The following is a 21,940-nucleotide window of genomic DNA, read 5'->3' as shown; positions in this document are numbered from 1 at the left end:
AAAGAGTTTTGATAAAAAATTGAACTAACGAAAAATTGATTGTAGTGACGGGGCGAGTTTCTGTCGCGCACGCTTAGTCGCAAAGCGGAGAAAGTTCAAGGAAGTAAATTCAAAGCTTTCCTGAGACGAGCCCTCTCGAGACCACGAGGAGCGAAGGAATGACTCAGAGGAGGGCCCGCGGAAAGCGTCCCCGGAACGGAAATCAATTTTAATAACATATCAAAAAAACATCATTTTCTCTTTGGAGAAAATGATGTTTTTTTAGATTTGTCCCAACCTCTTATTTATTCGATTTCGATTAATAGGTCGCCTGTAGAAATAGAATCGCCCTCTTTGACGTAAATTTCTTTTACCACACCGTCTTTTGGCGCCTGCACAGTTGTTTCCATCTTCATGGCTTCCGTAATTAATAAATGGTCGCCCCGCTTGATCGGACTGCCTTTAGATACTACCACTTTCAAAATTGTACCCGGCATCGTTGCACCGATTTGATTTGGATTGGATGGGTCCGCTTTGACGGCTTTATTACCCGTTGCCTCCACCGTCATATCTTGTACGACAATTTCCCGAGGTTGGCCGTTAATTTCAAAGTAAATTACCCGTGTACCATCATGTTGAGGCTCGCCAATGGACACTAATTTAATAATCAATGTTTTTCCTTTTTCAATTTCCACTTCAATTTCTTCGCCCAGGCGCAAACCATATAAGAATGTTGGAGTATCTAATACAGAAATGTCACCATATTGGGCACGCACTTTAGCGTATTCTTCAAATACTTTTGGATATAGTGCATAGGAGATTAAGTCTTTCTCAGTCGGTTTGAATCCGACTTTTTCTTCCAGCTCAACAGCAAGTTTACTAAAATCAACCGGCTCAAGCAGTTCACCAGGGCGCACCGTAATTGGCTTGCGGTCTTTTAGTATAAGCTTTTGCAGTTTTTTCGGGAATCCGCCATAAGGCTGTCCTAGATAACCTTGGAAAAATTCAATGACGGAATCAGGGAAGTCAAGCGTTTTCCCGCGCTCAAAAATATTTTCTTCATCTAAATCATTTTGCACCATAAAAAGCGCCATATCGCCAACAACTTTTGATGATGGCGTTACTTTTACAATATCGCCAAACATTAAATTGACGCGGGAATACATTTTCTTTACTTGCTCCCAGCGGTCCCCAAGCCCTACTGCTTTCGCTTGTTGCTGCAAGTTGCTGTATTGTCCGCCAGGCATTTCGTGTACATACACTTCTGAATGAGGGGCATTCATGCCGCTTTCGAAATCCACATAATATTTTCGCACATCCGCCCAATAGTAAGATAGTTTTTCAAGGGATTCTATATCCGCTCTAACTTGCCGTTTTTCGCCGCTTAAAGCATAGTAGAGCGAATTGGCGCTTGGCTGAGATGTTAAGCCAGCCATGGAACCTAATGCCGTATCAATAATGTCCACTCCAGCTTCAATGGCTTTTGCATAAACGAAAATCCCATTTCCGCTTGTATCATGGGTATGAAGATGAATTGGCAAATCTGTTGTTTCCTTCAATTCGGAAATTAAACGATAAGCTGCATTTGGTTTAAGCAGCCCTGCCATATCTTTAATGGCTAAAATATGCGCGCCGGCCTGTTCTAATTGTTTTGCCATTTCCTTGTAATATTGCACCGTATATTTTGCTCTTCCATCATCTAAAATATCGCCCGTATAGCAGATTGCCGCTTCTGCCACTTTTCCGTTGAGGCGAACTTCGTCAATGGCCACTTCCATCGCTTTTACCCAGTTCAATGAATCGAAAATGCGGAATACATCAATACCGGACTGAGCTGATAATTTTATAAACTCGCGGATGACGTTATCCGGATAGTTGGAATACCCTACCGCATTGCTTCCTCTAAATAACATTTGGAACAAGATATTTGGAATTTTTTTGCGCAATGTTTCCAATCGATCCCAAGGGTCTTCTTTTAAAAAGCGATACGCTACATCGAAAGTTGCACCTCCCCACATTTCAAGGGAGAAGAAATCGTTCATCAATTGGCTTGTAGCATCGGCAATTTCAAACATATCTTTCGAACGAACGCGTGTGGCAAGGAGCGATTGATGGGCATCCCGGAATGTTGTATCGGTAAGCAGTACATCATCTTGGGCTTTAATCCATTGGATAAGTCCAGCCACGCCTTCTTCATCTAAAATTTGTTTTGTACCAGTTACCTTTTTTTCAGGTACAGTCGGAATATGAGGCTGAACAAAGATTGGTTTTGGCCGCTTTTCGATTCCAGGGAAGCCATTTAATGTCACATTGCCGATATAGTTTAACAGCTTTGTCGCACGGTCTTTCCGTTCTTTAAATTCAAATAATTCCGGTGTTGTATCAATAAAGCTTGTATCGAATTGGCCGCTTAAAAATTTCTCATGGTTTACGACATTTTCTAAAAACGGAATATTGGTTTTCACACCTCGAATACGGAACTCCCGCAAATTGCGATCCATTTTTTGCGCTGCTTCTTCAAAGGTTCTTCCCCAAGTCGATAGTTTCACAAGCAACGAATCATAGTGAGGAGTAACAACTGCGCCTTGGAAACCGTTCCCTGCATCTAAACGGACACCAAAACCGCCGGATGAGCGATACACCATAATTTTTCCTGTATCCGGCATAAAATGGTTTTTTGGATCTTCCGTTGTAATCCGTGATTGAATGGCATAGCCAAATAAAGGAATCTTTTCTTGCTCAGGAATCCGAATTGCTTTACTGTGTAGTCCATGACCTTCCGCAATTTTAATTTGCGCCTGAACAATATCAACTCCTGTAATCATTTCGGTAATGGTATGTTCCACTTGAATGCGCGGGTTTACCTCAATAAAGTAAAAATTATCGCCCGTTACTAAAAACTCCACTGTCCCTGCATTCACATACTGCACATTTTTCATCAATTTTACAGCTGCTTCGCAAATGCGGCGGCGCAACTCTTCTGAAATTGAGATAGATGGCGCAATCTCTACCACTTTTTGATGGCGGCGTTGAATTGAGCAATCCCGTTCATATAAATGCACGATATTGCCGGCTTCATCCCCTAAAATTTGAACCTCTATATGTTTTGGTTTAACAATGGCTTTTTCCACGTAAACCTCATCCGAACCAAAAGCCGCTTTTGCTTCGGATTTGGCCCGTTCAAAAGCCTCTTTTAAATCGCTTGCCTTTTCCACAAGGCGCATTCCTCTGCCTCCACCGCCAAGTGCAGCTTTAATCATAATGGGGTAGCCGTATGTATCTGCAAACTGTTCAACTTCTTCCAAACTTTTTACTGGCCTATCTGTACCTGGAATGACAGGAATTCCAGCAGCGATGGCTTGTTCGCGAGCCTTTACTTTATCCCCAAATATGCTTAAATGTTTTGATTTTGGTCCAATGAAGATGATTCCTTCTTCTTCGCAACGGCGAGCAAACTCTACATTCTCTGATAAAAAGCCATATCCCGGGTGAATAGCATCCACATTTGCTTCTTTTGCTATTTTTAAAATTCCTTCAATATCTAAATAAGCATCAATCGGTTTTTTTCCATTTCCTACTAAATAGGATTCATCCGCTTTAAAACGATGAATGGCACCGCTATCCTCATGGGAATAAATTGCAACGGTTTTTATTTTCAATTCAGTACATGCGCGGAAAATGCGGATGGCAATTTCGCCGCGGTTTGCTACTAAGACTTTTTCAATTTTTTTCATAAGTTTTCCCCCCATTACTCAAAATTGTTAGCAGCATCATCTATAACAGACAATACTGCTAAGATTTCAGAACTTATGGAATCATCCATGTAAGTACCGTGCTTTGCAAAAATGTAATGATACATATGCAGAGAAGTAAAATGAGACTATATTTTAAGGCAAATTTTAACAACTCTGATTCTCTTCCAATTAATCCCACCGCTGCAGCAGCTACAGCTAATGTTTGCGGCGAAATCATTTTTCCAGTCACGCCTCCCGATGTGTTGGCAGCCAACGCAAGAACCGGATCCATGCCGATGGATTCAGACGTAACTTGCTGCAACTTGGCAAACAATACGTTGGAAGATGTATCCGAACCTGTAACAAACACACCAATCCAGCCAAGCACCGGCGAGAAGAACGGGAATAAAGCTCCTGTTTTTGCCAATACTAAACCTAAAGTCGTCATCATGCCGGCTGTGTTTGCCACATAAGCATAACCAACAACGCAGCAAATAGTTAAAAGCGGGAATTTAATTTCGTTGATGGTTTCACCAAAAGTTTTTACCCATTTACCCCAAGAAACTTTCAATAGAAACTTAGATACTATAGCAGCAAATAAAATGGCTGTTCCCGCAGCACCTAATAATTCGAATTTATACACTGCCGCAATTTCTTTGCCTGTTGAACCATCAATCACTTGATTATGTAAAAACGGTACTTCCGGATAGAACGTGAGCGCACCACCAATGTTATTCACAAAGGTTAAAAATGCGTTCCCGCCTTCATATGTACCTAATAACGCCTTTTTGAAGGATGGAATTCCCCAGGCAGAAATAAATAGCGTTAATACAATAAACGGAGACCAAGCCCTTAAAATTTGTCCACTAGTATAATGATTTTTTGTATCCTCCATTTGGCCATCCGTTTCAAAACGATAAATATGTTTTGGCTGCCAAAAGCGCAAGAAAATCGCTAAAGCTACTAAGGATACTAAGGATGAAATAATATCCGGCAATTCGGCGCCCAAATAATTGGAACTTAAAAATTGCGCCACTGCAAACGAAATACCGGATACTAAAATTGCAGGCAGCACTTCAAAAGCCCGTTTAAAACCGACCATAATCACCACTAAAACAAATGGAATAAATACGGCAATAATAGGCAATTGACGGCCTACCATTTTTGAAATTTCTAAAGCAGGAATCCCTGTAATCCCTTCCATTACGGTAATCGGTACCCCAATAGCCCCGAAAGCTACAGGAGCTGTGTTTGCAATTAAACAAAGGCCCGCCGCTTGCAACGGTTTAAAACCCAACCCTACTAGCAACGCCGCTGTAATGGCAACCGGAGCGCCAAATCCTGCTGCCCCTTCCAAAAATGCCCCAAAAGAAAAGGCTATCAATAGAGCCTGAATACGACGATCTTCAGTAATAGATAACACCGATGAACGAATAACATCAAAGTGTCCGGTTTTTACCGTCAAGTTATATAAAAATACGGACGTAATGATAATCCAGCCAATTGGAATGATTCCATATACAGCCCCTTGCGAAGCAGATGCTACTGCTGTCAAAACGGGCACCTTAAATGCTAAAACTGCAATGACGATAGCTATAATTAAAGTGGTTAGCCCCGCCATATACCCTTTCATTTTTTTAATAGCAAGCGCCCAGAAAAAATATAAAATAGGAATTGTTGCAACCAGGGCTGTCCACCCTAAACTGTTTCCAACTGCTGTAAAATTTTGAGTAAATGTCATGCTCTTTCCCCCAATGTTTCAAAATATCCCCTATCAAGTCATCTGATGACCTTATGACTTAGATTATAAATTGAATTTTTTTAAAATTCAATGTTGTTTTACTTGAGTTACACTTTTATCTTCTCTGAACGAGAAGATTTTTCATTGTACTTTCGGTATAATGTATAATTAATTTACCGATTTTGCTTGAAAAACGAGGTGGACTATTTGAAACTTGCAAAAGTAAAAACGAAAAAAATTTACGAAGAAGTTTGTGAAATTCTTTATGAAAAGATCCGTACAGGCGAACTAAAACCAGGTGACCGTTTAGATTCTGTTGAATATTTAGCAGAGCAATTACAAGTCAGTAGATCCGCTGTCCGTGAAGCATTATCAGCCTTAAAAGCAATGGGGCTGATTGAAATAAAACAAGGCTCTGGCACATTTGTGAAAAACTTCCCTAAACAAAAACTGGAATTTCCTCTTTCTACGGCCATTATTACATACAGAGAATACGTCCCTCATTTGCTTGAATTAAGAAAAATTCTTGAAGTTGGGACGGCAAGAAGCGCAGCGAAAAACAGAACAAAAGAAGATCTTGTCATTTTAGAAGGAATCCTTGAGGAAATGAAAAACGTAGAAGGGGATGAAGAGCTTGGTGAAAAAGCGGATTTCGAATTCCATAAGGCCATTGCAAATGCTTCCCACAACCCTCTGCTACCTAATTTACTAAACCAAGTATCTGGGCTTACGATTGAATTAATGCGAGAAACAAGGCGCATTTGGTTATTTTCTAAACAAACCACGATTGAACAATTATATGATGAACATATGCAAATTTATTTAGCTATCAAACAACAAAATCCCGAACTAGCAGAACTCGCCATGTATTCCCATTTAAATAACGTAGAAGAAATTTTAATGAAATATTTCGATGTGGCTGAATAAGGAAAAGTGTAGAAGTTTAATCAGCTTCTGCACTTTTTTATGTTTTGTATTTTCAAAAAATTATAGTAGAATTTAAAAAAACGTGTTACTATTTAAGTCATCTGATGACCTGTCGATTCACGTAGGATTATAGGGGGATTCATAATGAAAGTCTCATTATTTGTGACATGCCTTGTCGATATGTTTCAAGGGAATGTAGGAAAAGCGACTGTTGAACTTCTTGAACGGCTTGGTTGTGAAATCGATTTTCCTACATCACAAGTTTGCTGCGGACAGCCGGCTTATAACAGCGGATATGTAGAAGAATCAAAAGGTTCCATGAAAAACATGATTAAAGCATTTGAACATGCAGAATATGTTGTTACGCCATCAGGTTCTTGCGCATATATGTTCAAAGAGTATCCGCATATTTTTAAAGGGGATCCGGAATGGGAACAAAGAGCGCAACGTTTAGCAGATAAAACCTATGAATTAACCGACTTTATTGTAAACGTTTTAAAAATTGAAAATGTCGGAGCCCGGTTAAAAGGCAAAGCTACTTATCATACATCTTGTCATATGACGAGACTTTTAGGAGTAAAAGATGCACCCATCCGATTACTTCAAAATGTTGAAGGACTGGAATATGTTGAACTTCCAGGAAACGAGCGCTGCTGTGGATTTGGCGGTACATTCTCTGTGAAAATGGGAAATATTTCTGGAGAAATGGTGGATGAAAAAGTTCGCAATATCGAAGAAACAGGAGCGGATATTTTAGTTGGTGCAGATGCCGGATGCCTTATTAATATTGGAGGAAGAATCAGCCGCACTGGAAAGCCGATTCGCGTTATGCATATTGCAGAAGTGTTAAATAGTCGCTAAGGGGGGATTCATGATGGCTATGAAAACAAGTGATGAACAATTTAAAGAACGCGTGGAGACGAACTTAAACGATGCCTTTATGCGAGGCGCTATCTCCGCTGCCCAAGCCCGATTTCAAACCCGCCGTCAAGCTCGCGTGGAGGAATTAGGAAATTGGGAAGAATGGAGAGCTCATGGAGAAGAAATTCGAAAACACGTTTTAGAAAATTTAGATGCATATCTTTATGAGTTGAGCGAAAATGTGGCCAAACGAGGCGGCCATGTATTTTTCGCGAAAACAAAAGAAGACGCATCGAACTATATAAAAAACATCGCCATTCAAAAAGAAGCGAAAAAAATTGTTAAATCTAAATCGATGGTGACAGAAGAAATCAATCTAAACGCAGCGTTGGAAGAAGCCGGCTGCAAAGTGGTGGAAACCGATCTGGCAGAGTTCATTTTACAATTAAATGACCATGAACCACCTTCACACATCATTGTGCCATCATTGCATAAAAACCGCCATCAAATACGGGAAATCTTTGCAAAAGTTGGCTACGACAAATCAGAACAACCTGAAGAAATGGCGCTGTTTGCCCGCAAAAAGCTGCGCGAGGAATATTTAACAGCAGACATCGGCATTACAGGATGCAACTTTGCCATTGCCGAAAGCGGCACAGTGACTTTAGTGACAAATGAAGGAAATGCAGACCTTGTCTCAGCTCTGCCAAAAACTCAAATCGTGGTAATGGGGATGGAAAGAATTGTACCAACCTTTGAGGAAATGGAAGTTCTCGTCAGCCTATTAACTCGCAGCTCGGTCGGCCAACGATTAACAAGCTATGTCACATTGCTGACAGGCCCAAAAGGAGAAAACGAAACAGACGGTCCGGAAGAATTCCACTTAGTCATTGTAGATAATGGACGCTCGAAAATTTTAGGCACGGAATTCCAGCCTATACTACAATGCATCCGCTGTGCAGCATGTGTCAATGTTTGTCCAGTGTATCGCCATGTAGGCGGCCACACTTACGGGTCAATTTATTCTGGCCCAATCGGCGCCGTTTTATCGCCGCTGCTTGGAGGATATGACGACTTCAAAGAATTGCCGTATGCATCAAGCCTTTGCGGTGCATGTACAGAAGTATGCCCTGTAAAAATCCCTTTGCATCAATTATTACATTTGCATCGCCAAAAAATAGTGGAACAGGAAGGCAAGGCACCAATTTCCGAACGTCTGATCATGAAAGCCTTTGGACTGGGCGCATCCACTTCACCGCTCTTTAATATGGCAACCAAAGTCGCTTCACCCGTCATGTCTCCTTTTGTAAAAGATGACAAAATCACACACGGGCCAGGGCCATTAAAAGCTTGGACGGAAGTGCGGGATTTTCCTGCACCGAATAAAGAAAGCTTCCGCCATTGGATGAAGCAGCGTCAGAAAGGAGAGAAATCATGACGATTCAAAATCGCGATGAATTCCTAAATCAAATTGCCAAAAGCCTCGGCCGCCCTGTTCGAACAAAAGTGGAACGTCCGGTTTGGAAGCATTCCCCTCAACTGGAGGTATTGAAAAATGCTTCTCAAGATGAATTAGTGGAAGTTTTAAAACAACAATGCAAGAACATTCATACAACCTTCGTACAAACGGATACGGCGAATTTGGCCAATACCCTTCAGCAAGTTGTAACCGATTATGGCGGTGAATCGGTTATCACATGGAAGGACGAGCGATTTGAAAAGTTTGGAATGAACAAATTGATGGAGTGTTGGCCCGAAACAGGTATAAAACTTTACGAGTGGAATCCAGATACGCCTGAAGAAAACATCCGCCAAGCGGAAAAGGCAAACATCGCCATCACCATCAGCGAAATGACTTTAGCTGAATCAGCAACGGCCATGCTCTATAGCCATCCGAACCGGGGACGCACCATGAACTTTTTGCCGCAAAATATCATCGTGCTGATTCCAAAAAGTTCAATTGTTCCAAGAATGACGCAAGCTGCTCAAAAAATCCATCAGCAAATTGAAAAGGGACAACCGATACCTTCTTGCATTTTATTTATGTCTGGCCCAAGCAATTCAGCAGATATTGAATCGGTACTAATTGTCGGTGTGCATGGCCCCGTGAAAGCAACTTATATTGTCATTGAAGATCAATAAACATTTTCTATGAAAACGGCAGGATGTTGATTGCACAACATTTTGCCGCTTTTTTAGTGCTCCAAACTAGGCAGCTTGCTAGCGTTTCAAATCTCTCAATTCTATTGATTCACAAGGGAGATTTACCGTCGAACGGAAGGGGGGAGCGCTATGAAAATTATTGTCTTTGGAGCAACTGGCGCTGTGGGACGTCATGTCGTAAAACAAGCATTAGAAAAAGGGTTTGAAGTCACAGCCTTTGTCCGCAATGGTCTCTTATTTTTATTGTTTTTTAATCCATTCTTTTTCATAAGATGTATCCGGTTTAATTTTTTCAATTTCTTTAAACGCCTCATTGATTAGAAAAACAAATGGATAGTTCGAAGGATTTAAAAAATAAGACTAATTACAAAAAATCTTGCAGATTATGATGAAATGAACGTCAATATGTATTGGGAATCCATTGAAGACTTCACACGTTGGAGAAGCAGCGACCTTTTTAAAGAAGCCCATAATCCTCCTGAAAATTCCAAAGAACACTCTCCTATTTTTGGAAGTGAGATCATTATTTCAGAGATTGCCTCTATTTTAGAAAGAGCGTAATAAAATTCTAAAGCCTGAGAAATTCCCTTATTAGGTTTTTCTCAGGCTTAAATTGTACCCATTTTTTCTCCTTACTATATGCCTTATCACCAACCTCTCTAACCTCTTTAGTAAAAAATTTTCTTCAGCCTGACGACTTATTTGGACATTGGGGAGGAGAAGAATTCATAATCATCTTAAAGGATAAAACCTTGCTTGAAGCGACAGAGCTGGCAGCAGAAAAGCTGAGAAATATCATTGAAAACCATTTATTCCGCTTTGCAGGTCATATGACGTTCCCAAAACTTTAATCAAACGTGCTGATCAAGCTTTGTATATGGCAAAGAAAAAAGAAAGAAATATGGCGCAAACTCTTTGAACTATAAAAAAAATGCCTGGCACATATTCTAAGTGCTGGTCTTTTTTTTAAAATTTTATTGTTTTAGATAGATATATTTGATACCCGTGGTGCTAGTTGAGTCTTAACGCTCAACTAGCCCAAGAACAACAAGGAGTAAGCCAGTAAAATACCATCCAGTGCCGTTTCAAATCCAGAAACCGAGTTTGCTCGAATCTCGGTGATCCGATACGAATCGACTAAAATCGAAAACACGGTTTCCACCACTTTACGTTTTCGCTTCATCCACTGTTTCCATGCGTCCGATTGGCGAATTCGCTGATTTTTTCGAACGGGCGTCCAAAAAGCGATTCGATGCTCTTCGTACAGCTTCTTTTGCAGCTTTTGGCTGATATACCCTTTGTCACCTAGGTTATACGGATGTGGAATTTGTGTCATGACGGTCTCCGCAGCCATCCGATCATGACAAGACGCTTCAGTGACGACATATCCCATCGGAAGCCCTTGGTCGGTGACCTGCAGATGAAGTTTCAACCCATAGAAAGCGATCTTTTTCGAAGCACAATAGCCAATATCGGCAATTCCACGAAACCGTTTGGCACGATACATTCGGGATGAATGACACCGATCGATCGGCAAGCTGTCCACGACCGCATACGCATGGTCTGCCCGCGTTTGGCCAGCTGGTGCCGTATCCACTTGGTCGCAAAGCCAAGCGCTCGGTAGCGATGGTTGTACCGAGAACGTTCAGGGAACAAGGCCTTGGGAAACAAATTCCCGATCACAAACTGGTGCCAAGCCCGTTCGGAAGTGAAGCCCAGCAACTTTCCAAGGACATGGATGGTGATGATGACTTCGTCTTTCTGTTTCAACCAATGACGATTTCGACGTTGAAGATGAATCTGGATGCTCGACAGTTGAGCGGATACAAAGAATAAAATCGCTGCATATTGTTTTTGAAGTTTGGCTCGATCTGTTGTAAGATGAAAGTGCTCTTGCATGGGGATTCTCCTTTTGATGTTTGGTCGCACTTTCATTTTAAGAAGATCTCATGCAAGGGCTATTTTTATGCTTATCTGATTTTATTAATTAGAATTTATTTATTTAAAATGAGGATGTCCCAAAAGCGAACGCTATGCGAACACTTTTGGGACATCCTCATTTCATTGAGAAATTTGAGATGCAACATAATCAAGATTATCGGAACTCAAATGTATCTAGAATTATAAAATATCCCCGTTCATCAAATTGATGATGGTGTTGCAAAACTAGAGTAAAAACTCGAAGTTATGCATAAGGATGCAGCATAACACATGTAGTAAATATCGATGAAATCCATACCATCGTGGCTGTTCCACCCCATCACTCTTTCGCTCGTTAAATACCCGTTCAATCCCGCGGCGAAGCCCAAACAGCCATTGGCCAAACCTCGTTTTCAAAAAGACAGGAAGAACCCGGCCATAGGCATCTTTCCGTTCCTCGCTATTTTCGGCGGTTGATGGGAGAAAGGAATAAGATTCCTGCTTGTTCGGCTGTTTGTCGAATCTTTTCGCTGCCATACGCGGCATCGCCTAACACAAACTCAATATCCCATTGCCCTAAAGAAATTACCATGGAATGGGGGGGATTTGTGTTGCACACAATTTGAAAAAGTGGGCGGCCACCGTCCACCCAATAAAAAGAAAAAGGGAGAACATACGGGGATGAGAAGAAGCAGATCCTTTGAGAGAACAAAAAATATCCAAATAATGTAAAAGAAAAAGCAGGAGGCTGTCCTCAAAAAGGTCGTTTTACCGATCTTTTGGGACAGCCTCTTTGTTACGTTTTATCAGGCCCTGCCTGATTCCACACCTTCAGTGAGGGCAAAAATTCCTTATGCTCTTACATGAGAAACCATAAATGTGGTAACTCGTCAACCTTCATTCTGTCAGATTTACCGTCGACAAACACCAAATAATTTAAATCAATTGTTTAACTGCAGAAATAGCTTCATAAACAAAATAACCCGAAAAACCAATTAACACTATACCAGCAATAATAGAACTTACTTTTATCATCGAACGGCTCATTAACTTTCTTGTAGTAGAAACAATGGTTAATAAGCCAATGTCATGTAGTAAAATTCCGGTTAACACACCCGTCCCAATGGTGATAAATTTAATTGGATTCGCCATATCATATGAGTTGGTAAGAACCGACCCGAATACGCTTAGCCAAAACACTATATTCCCTGGAGATATCGCAACAAGAAAACCATTTCTATATGAAGAAAACCAAGATTTTGTTGGCTTTTCACCTGATAATGTGATATCATGATCCGCATTTTTAATAGAATCATAACCAATTAAAAACAAAAATACTGCACCAACAATCCACATCGGGATTTGAATAAACGGTTGCTTCAAAATGGAGGCTAATCCGAAATAAAATGCTGCGATTAAAGCTAAATCAATCGTCATACCTCCTAATCCAACAGCCCAACCATGCCAAAAGCCATTCTTGAGACCTTGCTTGATCATTTCTACAGAAATGGCTCCAATTGGCATGGCAATAGAAAGGCCCACAATAACATAAGTAAGATACAATGCCATAAAACCCCACACACCTTTATAAACTTAGTATGATGTACAAATCAGTAATTCTGATTATCAAGATTTAGGATGGAATGGACATACCCCTTTTCTTGGATTATTGTCATCAGTGATTATATACTGTTTCCATTCTCTGTTGCTTTCGTCTCCATATCTTCCTAGATCCGGATGGATTGGGAGATTTTCTATCGACTCTACTTTTGATCGAATTAAATCAATAGCCTTTGGAGTAATATCAGCAAAAATTCTTCTAGGTTGAAAGATCAATATAAGGCTTTTTCCCATGTTCCTAGTAATTCTATGTTTATATGCTGGCATATTAGCTGATACAAAAATAGGTTCTCCATCAAAACAAAATTCCCAAAGTGGATCATCTGGATCAGTTGGAATATTTGCATTCCATTCTTTTTCATCATTCTCATGTAGATATTTTAAAATATTCCAAAAATAATTTTCATAGTAATCAAATGACTGTTCTGGAATTTCAGGTTGCACAAAAACAACCAAAGCATGTTTATTATGCTCATTTTCTCTTGATAATTTCAAAAACTCTCTTAATACATTCGGTAGAGGGCTTAAATCATGATTTTCTATATAAAAATATCTTAAATCGCCTTTTTTCTCAGCGATAGTTCCAAAGTGGCAAGGGAAATTCTTATCAGAAACAACTTTTTCCCAATAAGAATATTCATCTTTTAGCCATTCTGGTATATTATTACCATATTTGAGATCTGATTTGGTTAACATTGAAATGGCTCGTTGCAACACTTTTCTACTCAACTCCACTCAATTCCTTGTCAAAATTCTACATTTATTTTCTATTTTTCCTAATAAAAAGTATAGCACAAAATCTTTAATCCATAGCAAATAATTCCATAATATTTTTCACCCTTCAATTAATTGTATACGTGATTAAATACAGATATTTAACGTATTAATAATACGAATTATCTTTACACCATAATATATTACCGTATAATTCGCCGTATATGAAGTTGTTTTTATAAAAATACTGTATAATCTACCGTATATTGGAACAGACAGAATTTTGTGTAATGTAAGATAGATAGGGTACTCTGAAATGGATTTAGAATAGAGTGGGGGCTATTTCTTCCACACAAAGGACTTAATATTCAGTCTTTTGTGTGGAAAGGGAGAATCCTCTTATTTTGTTTATTCACAATATTTGGTTAACGATAACGTTCTTCAAACATTCGTTGAAGGGCTTCCTGTGCTTCGGCAAATCCTCATAAATTCGGTATACTTTTAGACGTAGGTAGGGTTCTCCTTTCTCTGGAATGTTGTTTTTAGCCAAATCAGAGAATATCCTACCTTTTTCTTCTAACAAAATGCGTTACACAAAATTTTATACATCATCCAAACTAGTCATATAATCTACATTATATGTCTAACAATCTATTCTTTTTTATGATATACTCGTCATATAATGTTATTTTTTAAAGCGATTATTCACTCTTTGAATCTATTTAAACTCGTCGTATAAGTGAAAGGGTGGAAAAGATGCTAAATGAGTATGTTACATACCTTCAGGAAAAAGGTGCTTCCCCAAACACGATCATCTCCTATACAAATGATTTGAATATCTTTTTCAACGATTTACATATCCGTCCGGGCGATTACGTCACGCCGGCTGACATCCGCAAATGGATCCAGCAAATGTTGAACCCGTCCGAGGGAAAACCGTTGGCCATCTCTACGATCAACCGCCGGCTCAATTCGCTGCGAAGCTTTTATGCGTGGGCGGTCGAACATCATAAGATCGAACAGAACCCAATGAAAGACATCCAGGATTTAAAATCGGCCGATGAAGAGAACGAAAAGATTATGTGGCTCACGGAAGAAGAATTTGAGGACTTGTTGCATCGAATGCGGAAAAAACCGGTGCAAAGCCGGGGAGTTGATCCCGAGGAGAAATATCGTCGGGACCGTGCGGTAGTGTATTTGCTTACCTATGCGGGATTGCGAGTGGAAGAGTTATCAAATTTAAAATTAACGGACTTAGATTTAGAGATGAGACGAATTCGGATCGTGGGAAAAGGGATGAAGGTAAGAACGGTACCGATTTCGAATATCTTGCTGACAGAACTCGAGGATTGGCTTAAGTTTCGTGCGGAAATGGCGAAAAAGAAACCGCATGTGGCCGAATCGCCATACGTCTTTTACAGCCAGCGTTCTCCGAAGTTTTCTGTAAGAGGCATTCAGCGAATGATCGAAAGCTACAGCCTGCCGAATAAAAAACTGACGCCCCATATGTTTCGCCATACGTTTTGCAAGTGGATGTTAAAAGCGACGAACAACGACATCGAAAAAGTGCGGCGTCTCGCCGGCCACAGCAATATCGCCACGACATCAAGATACTTGAAAGACAGTTACAGCGATTTGGCGGATGCCGTGGAGGCGTTGCCGAAATTCTGAAGGAATGGATGAACCAATCCGTCATCGGATGAATCAAATTTGGATGCTTTCTGGCATCCCTTTTTTCTTCCTTTAACTCTTCCATTGCTACTGGATATTATCTACAGCAATGACACGCGGAGCGGATACATGTGAAAAAGCCAAGGCTTTTTTCAAGAAGCGCTTGGCTGATTTGTCGTTTTACTAAGGAAAAAGTCAATAGTGTTCCCATCCGAATCGGCTGCATGATAATTGTCTTGAAATTTTTGCACCAGAACCGGAACAAGCAGTTCAGAAGGTGTTTGGATAACGATTTTGCAAAGACGAAACGGACTAGGGAGAAAAGCTTGTGAACTAGGTTATGAGGTTCGTTTTTACCGTGTTGCCCACCTAGTTGAGGAATTAGAGCAAGCTTTACGTAACAACCGTTTATCAGCATTTAGAAAACGGATGGAGAAGGTTGATTTGGTCATTTTAGATGAAATGGGATACTTACCATTTAGTAAAGAAGGAGCTGAATTATTATTCCAAATTATATCGGAGTTTTATGAACAGAAAAGCGTAATTATTACATCTAACTTAGAATTTAGTCAATGGAACCGGATCTTTACAGATTCTCGTTTAACAGCAGCGTTAGAGGACAGGCTAATTCATCACGCCCATATCATCTCTTTTCACGGCGAGAGCTATAGACTGTCCCACGCATTGTCGAAAAGGAATTAAATGGGTGGCAAACCTCTGCATTTTTAATTGCATTTCTCTGCACTTTTCTATTGCAAAATACAACTATTAACAAAGCAGATAGAATTAAAGAATAGCAGTGACTTATTACCATTAATTAACCACATTGCTAATGATTTTAATTCATTTTATAACCTATTAGACGATTATGATAAAAAAGAATTACTCCGATTTCTTATTAAAGAAATTCAAGTAAATAATGGAGAAAAACCTAAAGATCGAACGATCAAGAGAATAGTTTACGAGTTTGATGAAGATTTATTTGAGGAGATAAGTCATGAACTTATTTAACAACTTGTTGGCATTTTACTGTTAAATTTGTATTCTTTCTTAGTCTGAAGCTAATTAGCAGTCTATTTTTAACGAATAGACTGCTAATTAATACTCCAGTTATTTATCCTGTTCTGAAAATGTAATAGTCGTTAGAATAGTTGGCTTTAAAGCAGGTTTAATATCATTTAGTATAACTAAGTCTATTGGTTTCTGAATATAATCCTCAAACTCACCTGATAGTTTAAGAAGAAAACTTCATAATCTCTTTACACTATTCGATCGAACAATGGCATAATATGCTTTCTAATCAATTCAATTCTATCCTTGGCACGTGGCATAAAGCGAGAAGCAATAGTAACTACTATTTTCTTTTTAGGATTTATGAAAATTATATTTCCGCCATCACCCAAAGCTGCATAGCCATCATCAACAATCCACCACAAGTAACCATATGACAACTCTCCCCATCGGCTCTTTTCACTTGTGCTGTCATCTATCCATTTGGAAGATAAAATTTGCTTACCGTCCCATAAACCACCATTTAAATATAACTGACCTATCTTCATCATATCCCTTAGCGTTAAAGTAAGCCCCCAACCGGCGGTATTTACACCTTTAGGGTCTGCCATCCAACCAGTTACATATTTATCCTTGAGAAAAGCTAAATAATCTTCTTTGTTTTGTATAAATGCATTATTTGGCTCCTTTATTCCAAGAGGTTTAAACAAGTTTTCTGTAGCGAAATTAATCACTGACTGACCAGTTGCGTTTGTAAGAATACCGGACAAAATATTAATTCCAACGGTAGTATATTTAAACTCCCCAATATCGCTTTTTCCCCCTAGTAAATCTAATGCGGCTTTTACCCAATCATCACTCGAATAGACCTTTGTATACGGCTCCGACTTGTATTTAAATGGTGCAGTCATCGTCAATAAATTTTTAATAGTGACATTTTGTATTGTTTTTTCGCCACGCTTAATCGTATAATCCGGGAAAAACTCTAATACTTTCTGTTCTATATTTTTAACATATCCTTTATCTACTGCAATGCCAATAAGAGCTGATACTATACTTTTTGTTACAGAAGCCACATGCAATGCATCATCCTTGGTATACTCATGAAAATATTGCTCAAAAACCATACTTCCATTTTTTGAAATAGCAATGCCTGCTATATTTGAATAATCATTTTCTATTAAATACGTAAAATTAGTAATTGGATTATTATTCATACTTACCTTTTCGTATTAATACATTGACGTCAAATATATCAATACATTCCTTTCATTAAAGTGATTGATCAATATTGATGTAATAAAGAATAATCTATTATAAAATTATTCTCAATTCTTTTTTTGAACTTTTCTCAACAACCTATCCTTCCTGTTATTATAAGTTTGCTTTCTACAACTCCGTTTTTACTCAACATCATATTAATAATTCCTTAAACATATCTATTTTTTTGGTTACAATTTATTTTTACTAGGTTTGCTATAAACAAATAGAAACTTGAATCCTTTTTCCCTTTCCAATATTTTCATAGTATTATAAAGGCAAAGGAGGATAAATATGACACCAGAAATAAAAAGAGTAGCAATCTACGCCCGCGTTAGTACAGAAGAACAAGCAAAAGAAGGTTTCAGTATAGCAGCACAACTTCAAACACTTCGGCAATATGCTCAAGTTTATAAATGGGAAGTAGTCGATGAGTATGTCGATGAAGGAATTAGCGGTAAATCGGTAAATGGACGTCCTGAAATGCAGAGGCTAATTAAAGATGTTGAAAATGAGAGATTTGATGCCGTTATAGTATGGAAAATATCTCGACTCTCTAGAAATATGTTAGACACACTCATGATTCTAGATAAGTTTGAAAAATACAACGTGAAATTTATATCCTATTCGGAGAACTTTGATACCAGTAGTCCAATAGGTCGCCTAGTACTTCAAATTATGGCTTCTATTGCTGAAATGGAGCGTAATACTTTATCCGAAAATGTAAAACTAGGAATGAAACAACGAGCATTAGAAGGTCGATGGAACGGCGGAGTTGTATTTGGATATGACACTGTTAAGAAAGAGCTTGTTATCAATGAAGAGGAAGCTAAGATAATACAGCTAATCTATCATATGTATGCAAATGGGAAAGGCCTAAGAGCAATTTCTAACTACTTAAATAAAGCAGGATTTAGAACGAAGCGAAACCGGCATTTTTCTATTAACGGTGTAGCACAAATCCTAGACAATGTTGTATATAACGGTAAAATCAGTTGGCTAAAAGTTGAGAATTGGGACACCAAACGGAGAAAAGGGAAAAATCCAAACCCCATCCTAGTTGAAGGAAAACACGAAGCTATAATTTCGGACGAACTATGGAACGTTGTACGAGCAAGGAGAAAAAGTAAATCATTTAAGCAGCGTCAATCAAACGAACCATTTTTACTTAGTGGCCTTTTACGCTGTCCTGATTGTGGTCAAGGAATGGTTCCATCCATTACAACACATACAAGAAGAGATGGAACGAAACGAAAACACCGTTATTACGTCTGTAGCGATTTTCATAATAAAGGATCCGCTGCTTGTAAAGCAAATTCCATTAAGGCATATGAAGCAGAAGATACAGTTATCAAGAAAATTGAACAATTCAGTTCTAATAAGAAAAAGTTGTATAAGACTCTCCTAGACATTAGTTCTAGTTCTGCTAATTTAATAAGCCAACTTAATAAAGAACTAGTAGGGATTGAAAGGCGATTAAAGGAAATTGAACAGTTACAAACAAAGTATATGGAAGCCTTTGAGAAAAACACTCTCCCTGTGGATATACTGCAAGAAAGATTACAAAAGGTCTCCAATGAAAAGAGAGAGTTAGAACTAAAGAAAAATGAAATTATAATACAATTAGGTTCTATCGATTCAAAAGTAATCCAACCAGAGTTGATCGAAAATTTACTTATAAAATTCCTATCTGTTTACAAGAAGACATCTAGGGAAAATCAAAAACAGCTACTCCAGCTGTTAATTGAAAATATAACAATCAAGCAAAAAGATAGAACCAGAACCATAAAAAATATAGAACTTGAATTTGATTTTACTGAAATGAATATATCGAAAACTTTTACACTAATCCACTTGTTATATCGCGAAACGGATAATGAACACACCTTTTCAATACCCGCTTCCGATAAAGAATTACCAACTTACCTACAACAATTTTTGCCTCTATTTATGGTACGGTTCTCCCTTCATAATCCGAAAACCGCGGTAGATTTGCTCCAGCAAGATAAGCCGCATGAGTTGATGGGGAAAGGTCATGCGGCCGAAGCTGATTTTTTCATTTGCCCGATTGAATACATCTTTATGTAAACCGAGGGAGCCGCCGATGACAAAGGCGATTTTGCTTGTACCATAGGTCATCAGTTTTTCCAAGCCTTCTGCAAATTCTTCGGATGTTTTCATTTTTCCTTCGATGGCAAGGGCGTACACATATGTACCATCTGGAATTTTAGATAAAATCCTTTCTCCTTCCTTCTTTTTCACCAACTCCATTTCCGCCTCGCTCAATTCTTCAGGCGCTTTTTCATCGGCCACTTCAATTAAATCGATTTTTGCATAGTTCGAAAGGCGTTTTGCATATTCATCTATTCCCATTTTTAAATACTTTTCTTTTAACTTTCCTACTGAAATGATTGAAATATTCATTTTCTCCACCTTTAATGATCCTTTTCACAAATTCACAGAAAATCCACATCTACTTCCTATTTATAAACAAGTTATCCACAAAAGTTTTACACATATCCACAAATCAAATCTATATTTTGTGTAAAGTTATTTTCTTGATACAATATATTTTGCTTCATTTTCACAGTAGTCGCACTTTGTGGATAACTTTGCTTCTTCCTCTAATTTTTCTAAGAGCGGATATTCCTTGGTTTCAGCAACAACTACGTCTAATGCATGATTTACGTGCATTTCGCAGCAATATTTTTTCATCAGCCTTTCCTCCTTTCAAAGTTATTTTTCCACAGACTTATTCACATTTTTCTTATTTTATCCACAAAACATTGTAGCAAATAAAAAAAGAGCAGGAAATATTGGGCTTTTTCCTTCCTGCTCCTTTGTGAACAAATCATGTGGATAACTTGAATTTATCCACAATTATAATTTGGTGCCATCTGTTAATAATTTCACTTGCAATTCCATCGTTTTTCCTTGGCGGTAAATTTTCACTTTTACCGTATCGCCGATTTTCGTTTCATTGTATAAATGCTGGCGCAAATCGATGGCGTTTTCGATTGGTTTGCCATCCATTTCGACAATGACGTCGTATTTTTCAATGCCTGCACTATCTGCTGGAGAACCAGGCACCACTTCTGTCACTACTACCCCTGTTGTTACATTATCAGGCAATCTTAATGTTTCTTTTTGATAGAAAGCAGGCACTTCCGTTAAATCAAGCAATCCAATTCCCATTGTTGGGCGTTTCACTTCTCCATTTTTCTCAAGTTCTTCAATAATCGGAATGACTGTATTGATTGGAATGGCAAAGCCTAAACCTTCCACAGCTGACTCTGCGATTTTCATGGAGTTAATGCCGACTAATTCACCGGCAATGTTCACTAAAGCCCCACCGCTGTTTCCAGGGTTAATTGCGGCATCGGTTTGCAATACTTCTGTTTCCCAATCTTCATATCCATCGCCGTTTAAATCAACCGGAACGGAGCGGTCTTTTCCGGAAATTACTCCTGTTGTGACTGAACCATAGAAATCTAATCCTAATGGGTTTCCAATAGCAATTACCGTTTCGCCTTGTTTTAATACGTCAGAGTCTCCGAATTGGGCAACTGCTTCTACATTTTTGCTTGGAATCGTTACAACCGCTAAGTCTGTCCAAATATCGCTTCCCACTAGTTCCGCTTTTTCTTTTGTTCCATCTGCTAAAGTAACTTCTAATTGTTTAGCATTTTCAACTACATGGTTATTTGTTACGATATAAGCTTTATTTCCATCCACTTTATAAATAACCCCTGAACCGCTTCCCGCTTCTGTTTCTTGGGATTGGCGAGTCCAAAAGTTTGATACTTCTTGAATATTGGTAATGCCGACAACTGCTTTCGATACTTTCTCAACGGCTTGCGTTACATCCGTCGTGACCTCTGTTGCCGTTTGTGTAATTTTTGGCGATTCACTGCTATTTTTGATAGAAGTACTTATCTCTTCACCTTCTGAAGGAGAAACTAAAAACCAAACGAGCAGTGCCCCTACCACGACGCCTAAAAAGCCACTGAAAAAGTAGCCGAAAGCGCTTTTTCCTTTTTTATGATGATGCCGATTTTTCTTTTCCTCTTCTTCGCGTTTTAATTGTTCTTGTAAAGGAGAGTACGAGAAATCCTTATCTGAATCATTATTATTTTGATAAAAACTCATAGTCTTTCTCCTTTCTATCACTCATCGATATTATGATACAACTATTTTAAACAAATTACATGAATATGCACTTAAAAATTTGATAAAAAAAAGTTGGGACAAATCTAAAAAAACATCATTTTCTCCAAGGAGAAAATGATGTTTTTTTGATATGTTATTAAAATTGATTTCCGTTCCGGGGACGCTTTCC

15 protein-coding genes and 6 pseudogenes are annotated in these 21,940 nt (G+C 38.7%); 10 read left to right on the top strand and 11 right to left on the bottom strand.

The annotated features are described in order from the left end of the window. Nucleotides 1-284: 284 nt before the first annotated feature. Nucleotides 285-3,713 carry a pyruvate carboxylase gene (pyc, locus tag DKZ56_RS02610; RefSeq protein WP_208651184.1) on the bottom strand — a complete coding sequence of 1,143 codons (3,429 nt, stop codon included), beginning with the start codon at nt 3,711-3,713 and terminating at the stop codon, nt 285-287. Between the two features lie 73 nt (nt 3,714-3,786). Beyond that, nucleotides 3,787-5,454 carry an L-lactate permease gene (locus tag DKZ56_RS02605; RefSeq protein WP_208651182.1) on the bottom strand — a complete coding sequence of 556 codons (1,668 nt, stop codon included), beginning with the start codon at nt 5,452-5,454 and terminating at the stop codon, nt 3,787-3,789. A 207-nt stretch (nt 5,455-5,661) separates the two neighbouring features. Between DKZ56_RS02605 and DKZ56_RS02600 the strand changes: the two genes are divergently transcribed. The 7 genes and pseudogenes from DKZ56_RS02600 to DKZ56_RS15895 all read left to right on the top strand — a co-directional run bounded on the left by DKZ56_RS02600 (nt 5,662) and on the right by DKZ56_RS15895 (nt 10,256). Further along, entirely contained in the window at nt 5,662-6,381 is a 720-nt protein-coding gene (locus DKZ56_RS02600) for a FadR/GntR family transcriptional regulator (protein WP_208651180.1), read from the top strand. A gap of 144 nt (nt 6,382-6,525) precedes the next feature. Next, nucleotides 6,526-7,242 (top strand): (Fe-S)-binding protein, encoded by a 717-nt coding sequence (locus DKZ56_RS02595; protein ID WP_208651178.1) that lies wholly within the window; start codon nt 6,526-6,528, stop codon nt 7,240-7,242. Nucleotides 7,243-7,255: 13 nt separating this feature from the next. Beyond that, nucleotides 7,256-8,680, top strand: a complete 1,425-nt coding sequence (locus DKZ56_RS02590) for a LutB/LldF family L-lactate oxidation iron-sulfur protein (RefSeq protein ID WP_208652139.1) — start codon at nt 7,256-7,258, stop codon at nt 8,678-8,680. Continuing rightward, nucleotides 8,677-9,384, top strand: a complete 708-nt coding sequence (locus tag DKZ56_RS02585; RefSeq protein ID WP_208651176.1) for a LutC/YkgG family protein — start codon at nt 8,677-8,679, stop codon at nt 9,382-9,384. The genes DKZ56_RS02590 and DKZ56_RS02585 overlap by 4 nt, the downstream gene beginning before the upstream one ends. A gap of 150 nt (nt 9,385-9,534) precedes the next feature. Next, nucleotides 9,535-9,630: pseudogene (locus DKZ56_RS02580) on the top strand (NAD(P)H-binding protein); the annotation flags it as partial. Nucleotides 9,631-9,759: 129 nt separating this feature from the next. Continuing rightward, entirely contained in the window at nt 9,760-9,966 is a 207-nt protein-coding gene (locus DKZ56_RS15900; RefSeq protein ID WP_425471045.1) for an antibiotic biosynthesis monooxygenase, read from the top strand. 14 nt (nt 9,967-9,980) lie between these two features. Further along, nucleotides 9,981-10,256, top strand: coding sequence for a diguanylate cyclase domain-containing protein (locus DKZ56_RS15895; RefSeq protein WP_208652138.1), 276 nt, complete (start codon nt 9,981-9,983; stop codon nt 10,254-10,256). 171 nt (nt 10,257-10,427) lie between these two features. Here the strand turns inward: DKZ56_RS15895 and DKZ56_RS02565 are convergent. The 4 genes and pseudogenes from DKZ56_RS02565 to DKZ56_RS02550 form a co-directional block, all read right to left on the bottom strand. Next, nucleotides 10,428-11,304, bottom strand: a pseudogene (locus tag DKZ56_RS02565) (IS982 family transposase). Nucleotides 11,305-11,571: 267 nt separating this feature from the next. Beyond that, nucleotides 11,572-11,917: pseudogene (locus tag DKZ56_RS02560) on the bottom strand (transposase); the annotation flags it as partial. Nucleotides 11,918-12,261: 344 nt separating this feature from the next. Then, the gene (locus tag DKZ56_RS02555) at nt 12,262-12,894 is read right to left on the bottom strand and encodes a LysE family translocator (protein ID WP_016839582.1); all 633 of its coding nucleotides are present in this window, start codon (nt 12,892-12,894) and stop codon (nt 12,262-12,264) included. Between the two features lie 57 nt (nt 12,895-12,951). Then, on the bottom strand, nt 12,952-13,680 hold the full coding sequence (locus tag DKZ56_RS02550) for a YqcI/YcgG family protein (protein WP_425471037.1): 729 nt from the start codon (nt 13,678-13,680) through the stop codon (nt 12,952-12,954). Nucleotides 13,681-14,415: 735 nt separating this feature from the next. On the opposite strand from DKZ56_RS02550, the gene DKZ56_RS02545 reads away from it, so the two are divergent. After that, a complete protein-coding gene (locus tag DKZ56_RS02545; protein ID WP_208651173.1) occupies nt 14,416-15,330 on the top strand; it encodes a tyrosine-type recombinase/integrase in 915 nt (304 codons plus the stop codon). 36 nt (nt 15,331-15,366) lie between these two features. Here DKZ56_RS02545 and DKZ56_RS15460 read toward each other — a convergent pair. Next, nucleotides 15,367-15,560: pseudogene (locus DKZ56_RS15460) on the bottom strand (DDE-type integrase/transposase/recombinase); the annotation flags it as partial. Between the two features lie 82 nt (nt 15,561-15,642). Between DKZ56_RS15460 and DKZ56_RS02540 the strand changes: the two are divergent. Continuing rightward, nucleotides 15,643-16,032 (top strand): annotated as a pseudogene (locus tag DKZ56_RS02540) (ATP-binding protein); the annotation flags it as partial. Nucleotides 16,033-16,589: 557 nt separating this feature from the next. Here the strand turns inward: DKZ56_RS02540 and DKZ56_RS02535 are convergent. Beyond that, complete coding sequence (locus tag DKZ56_RS02535; RefSeq protein ID WP_096550003.1) at nt 16,590-17,558, bottom strand: serine hydrolase domain-containing protein; 969 nt, start codon at nt 17,556-17,558, stop codon at nt 16,590-16,592. A 337-nt stretch (nt 17,559-17,895) separates the two neighbouring features. Here DKZ56_RS02535 and DKZ56_RS15455 point away from each other — a divergent pair. After that, nucleotides 17,896-18,903, top strand: a pseudogene (locus DKZ56_RS15455) (recombinase family protein); the annotation flags it as partial. Between the two features lie 642 nt (nt 18,904-19,545). Here DKZ56_RS15455 and rlmH read toward each other — a convergent pair. From rlmH to DKZ56_RS02515, 3 genes are all read right to left on the bottom strand, one after another. Then, nucleotides 19,546-20,025, bottom strand: a complete 480-nt coding sequence (gene rlmH / locus DKZ56_RS02525) for a 23S rRNA (pseudouridine(1915)-N(3))-methyltransferase RlmH (protein WP_208651171.1) — start codon at nt 20,023-20,025, stop codon at nt 19,546-19,548. Nucleotides 20,026-20,151: 126 nt separating this feature from the next. Beyond that, nucleotides 20,152-20,316 (bottom strand): CxxH/CxxC protein, encoded by a 165-nt coding sequence (locus DKZ56_RS02520; protein ID WP_208651169.1) that lies wholly within the window; start codon nt 20,314-20,316, stop codon nt 20,152-20,154. Between the two features lie 165 nt (nt 20,317-20,481). Beyond that, nucleotides 20,482-21,750 carry a S1C family serine protease gene (locus DKZ56_RS02515; protein ID WP_208651167.1) on the bottom strand — a complete coding sequence of 423 codons (1,269 nt, stop codon included), beginning with the start codon at nt 21,748-21,750 and terminating at the stop codon, nt 20,482-20,484. Nucleotides 21,751-21,940: the final 190 nt, after the last annotated feature.

This window comes from Ureibacillus thermophilus (assembly GCF_004331915.1).
GTDB lineage: Bacteria > Bacillota > Bacilli > Bacillales_A > Planococcaceae > Ureibacillus > Ureibacillus thermophilus.
The sequence above is the reverse complement of the archived record's forward strand: the minus strand, read 5'-3'. Positions and strand labels throughout refer to the sequence as shown.

What these genes read in the sequence shown, in the direction of transcription:
- pyc (WP_208651184.1), bottom strand. Translation starts at nt 3,713, where the DNA reads ATGAAAAAAATTGAAAAAGTCTTAGTAGCAAACCGCGGCGAAATTGCC.
- DKZ56_RS02605 (WP_208651182.1), bottom strand. Translation starts at nt 5,454, where the DNA reads ATGACATTTACTCAAAATTTTACAGCAGTTGGAAACAGTTTAGGGTGG.
- DKZ56_RS02595 (WP_208651178.1), top strand. Translation starts at nt 6,526, where the DNA reads ATGAAAGTCTCATTATTTGTGACATGCCTTGTCGATATGTTTCAAGGG.
- DKZ56_RS02590 (WP_208652139.1), top strand. Translation starts at nt 7,256, where the DNA reads ATGGCTATGAAAACAAGTGATGAACAATTTAAAGAACGCGTGGAGACG.
- DKZ56_RS02585 (WP_208651176.1), top strand. Translation starts at nt 8,677, where the DNA reads ATGACGATTCAAAATCGCGATGAATTCCTAAATCAAATTGCCAAAAGC.
- DKZ56_RS02555 (WP_016839582.1), bottom strand. Translation starts at nt 12,894, where the DNA reads ATGGCATTGTATCTTACTTATGTTATTGTGGGCCTTTCTATTGCCATG.
- DKZ56_RS02545 (WP_208651173.1), top strand. Translation starts at nt 14,416, where the DNA reads ATGCTAAATGAGTATGTTACATACCTTCAGGAAAAAGGTGCTTCCCCA.
- DKZ56_RS02535 (WP_096550003.1), bottom strand. Translation starts at nt 17,558, where the DNA reads ATGAATAATAATCCAATTACTAATTTTACGTATTTAATAGAAAATGAT.
- rlmH (WP_208651171.1), bottom strand. Translation starts at nt 20,025, where the DNA reads ATGAATATTTCAATCATTTCAGTAGGAAAGTTAAAAGAAAAGTATTTA.
- DKZ56_RS02520 (WP_208651169.1), bottom strand. Translation starts at nt 20,316, where the DNA reads ATGAAAAAATATTGCTGCGAAATGCACGTAAATCATGCATTAGACGTA.
- DKZ56_RS02515 (WP_208651167.1), bottom strand. Translation starts at nt 21,750, where the DNA reads ATGAGTTTTTATCAAAATAATAATGATTCAGATAAGGATTTCTCGTAC.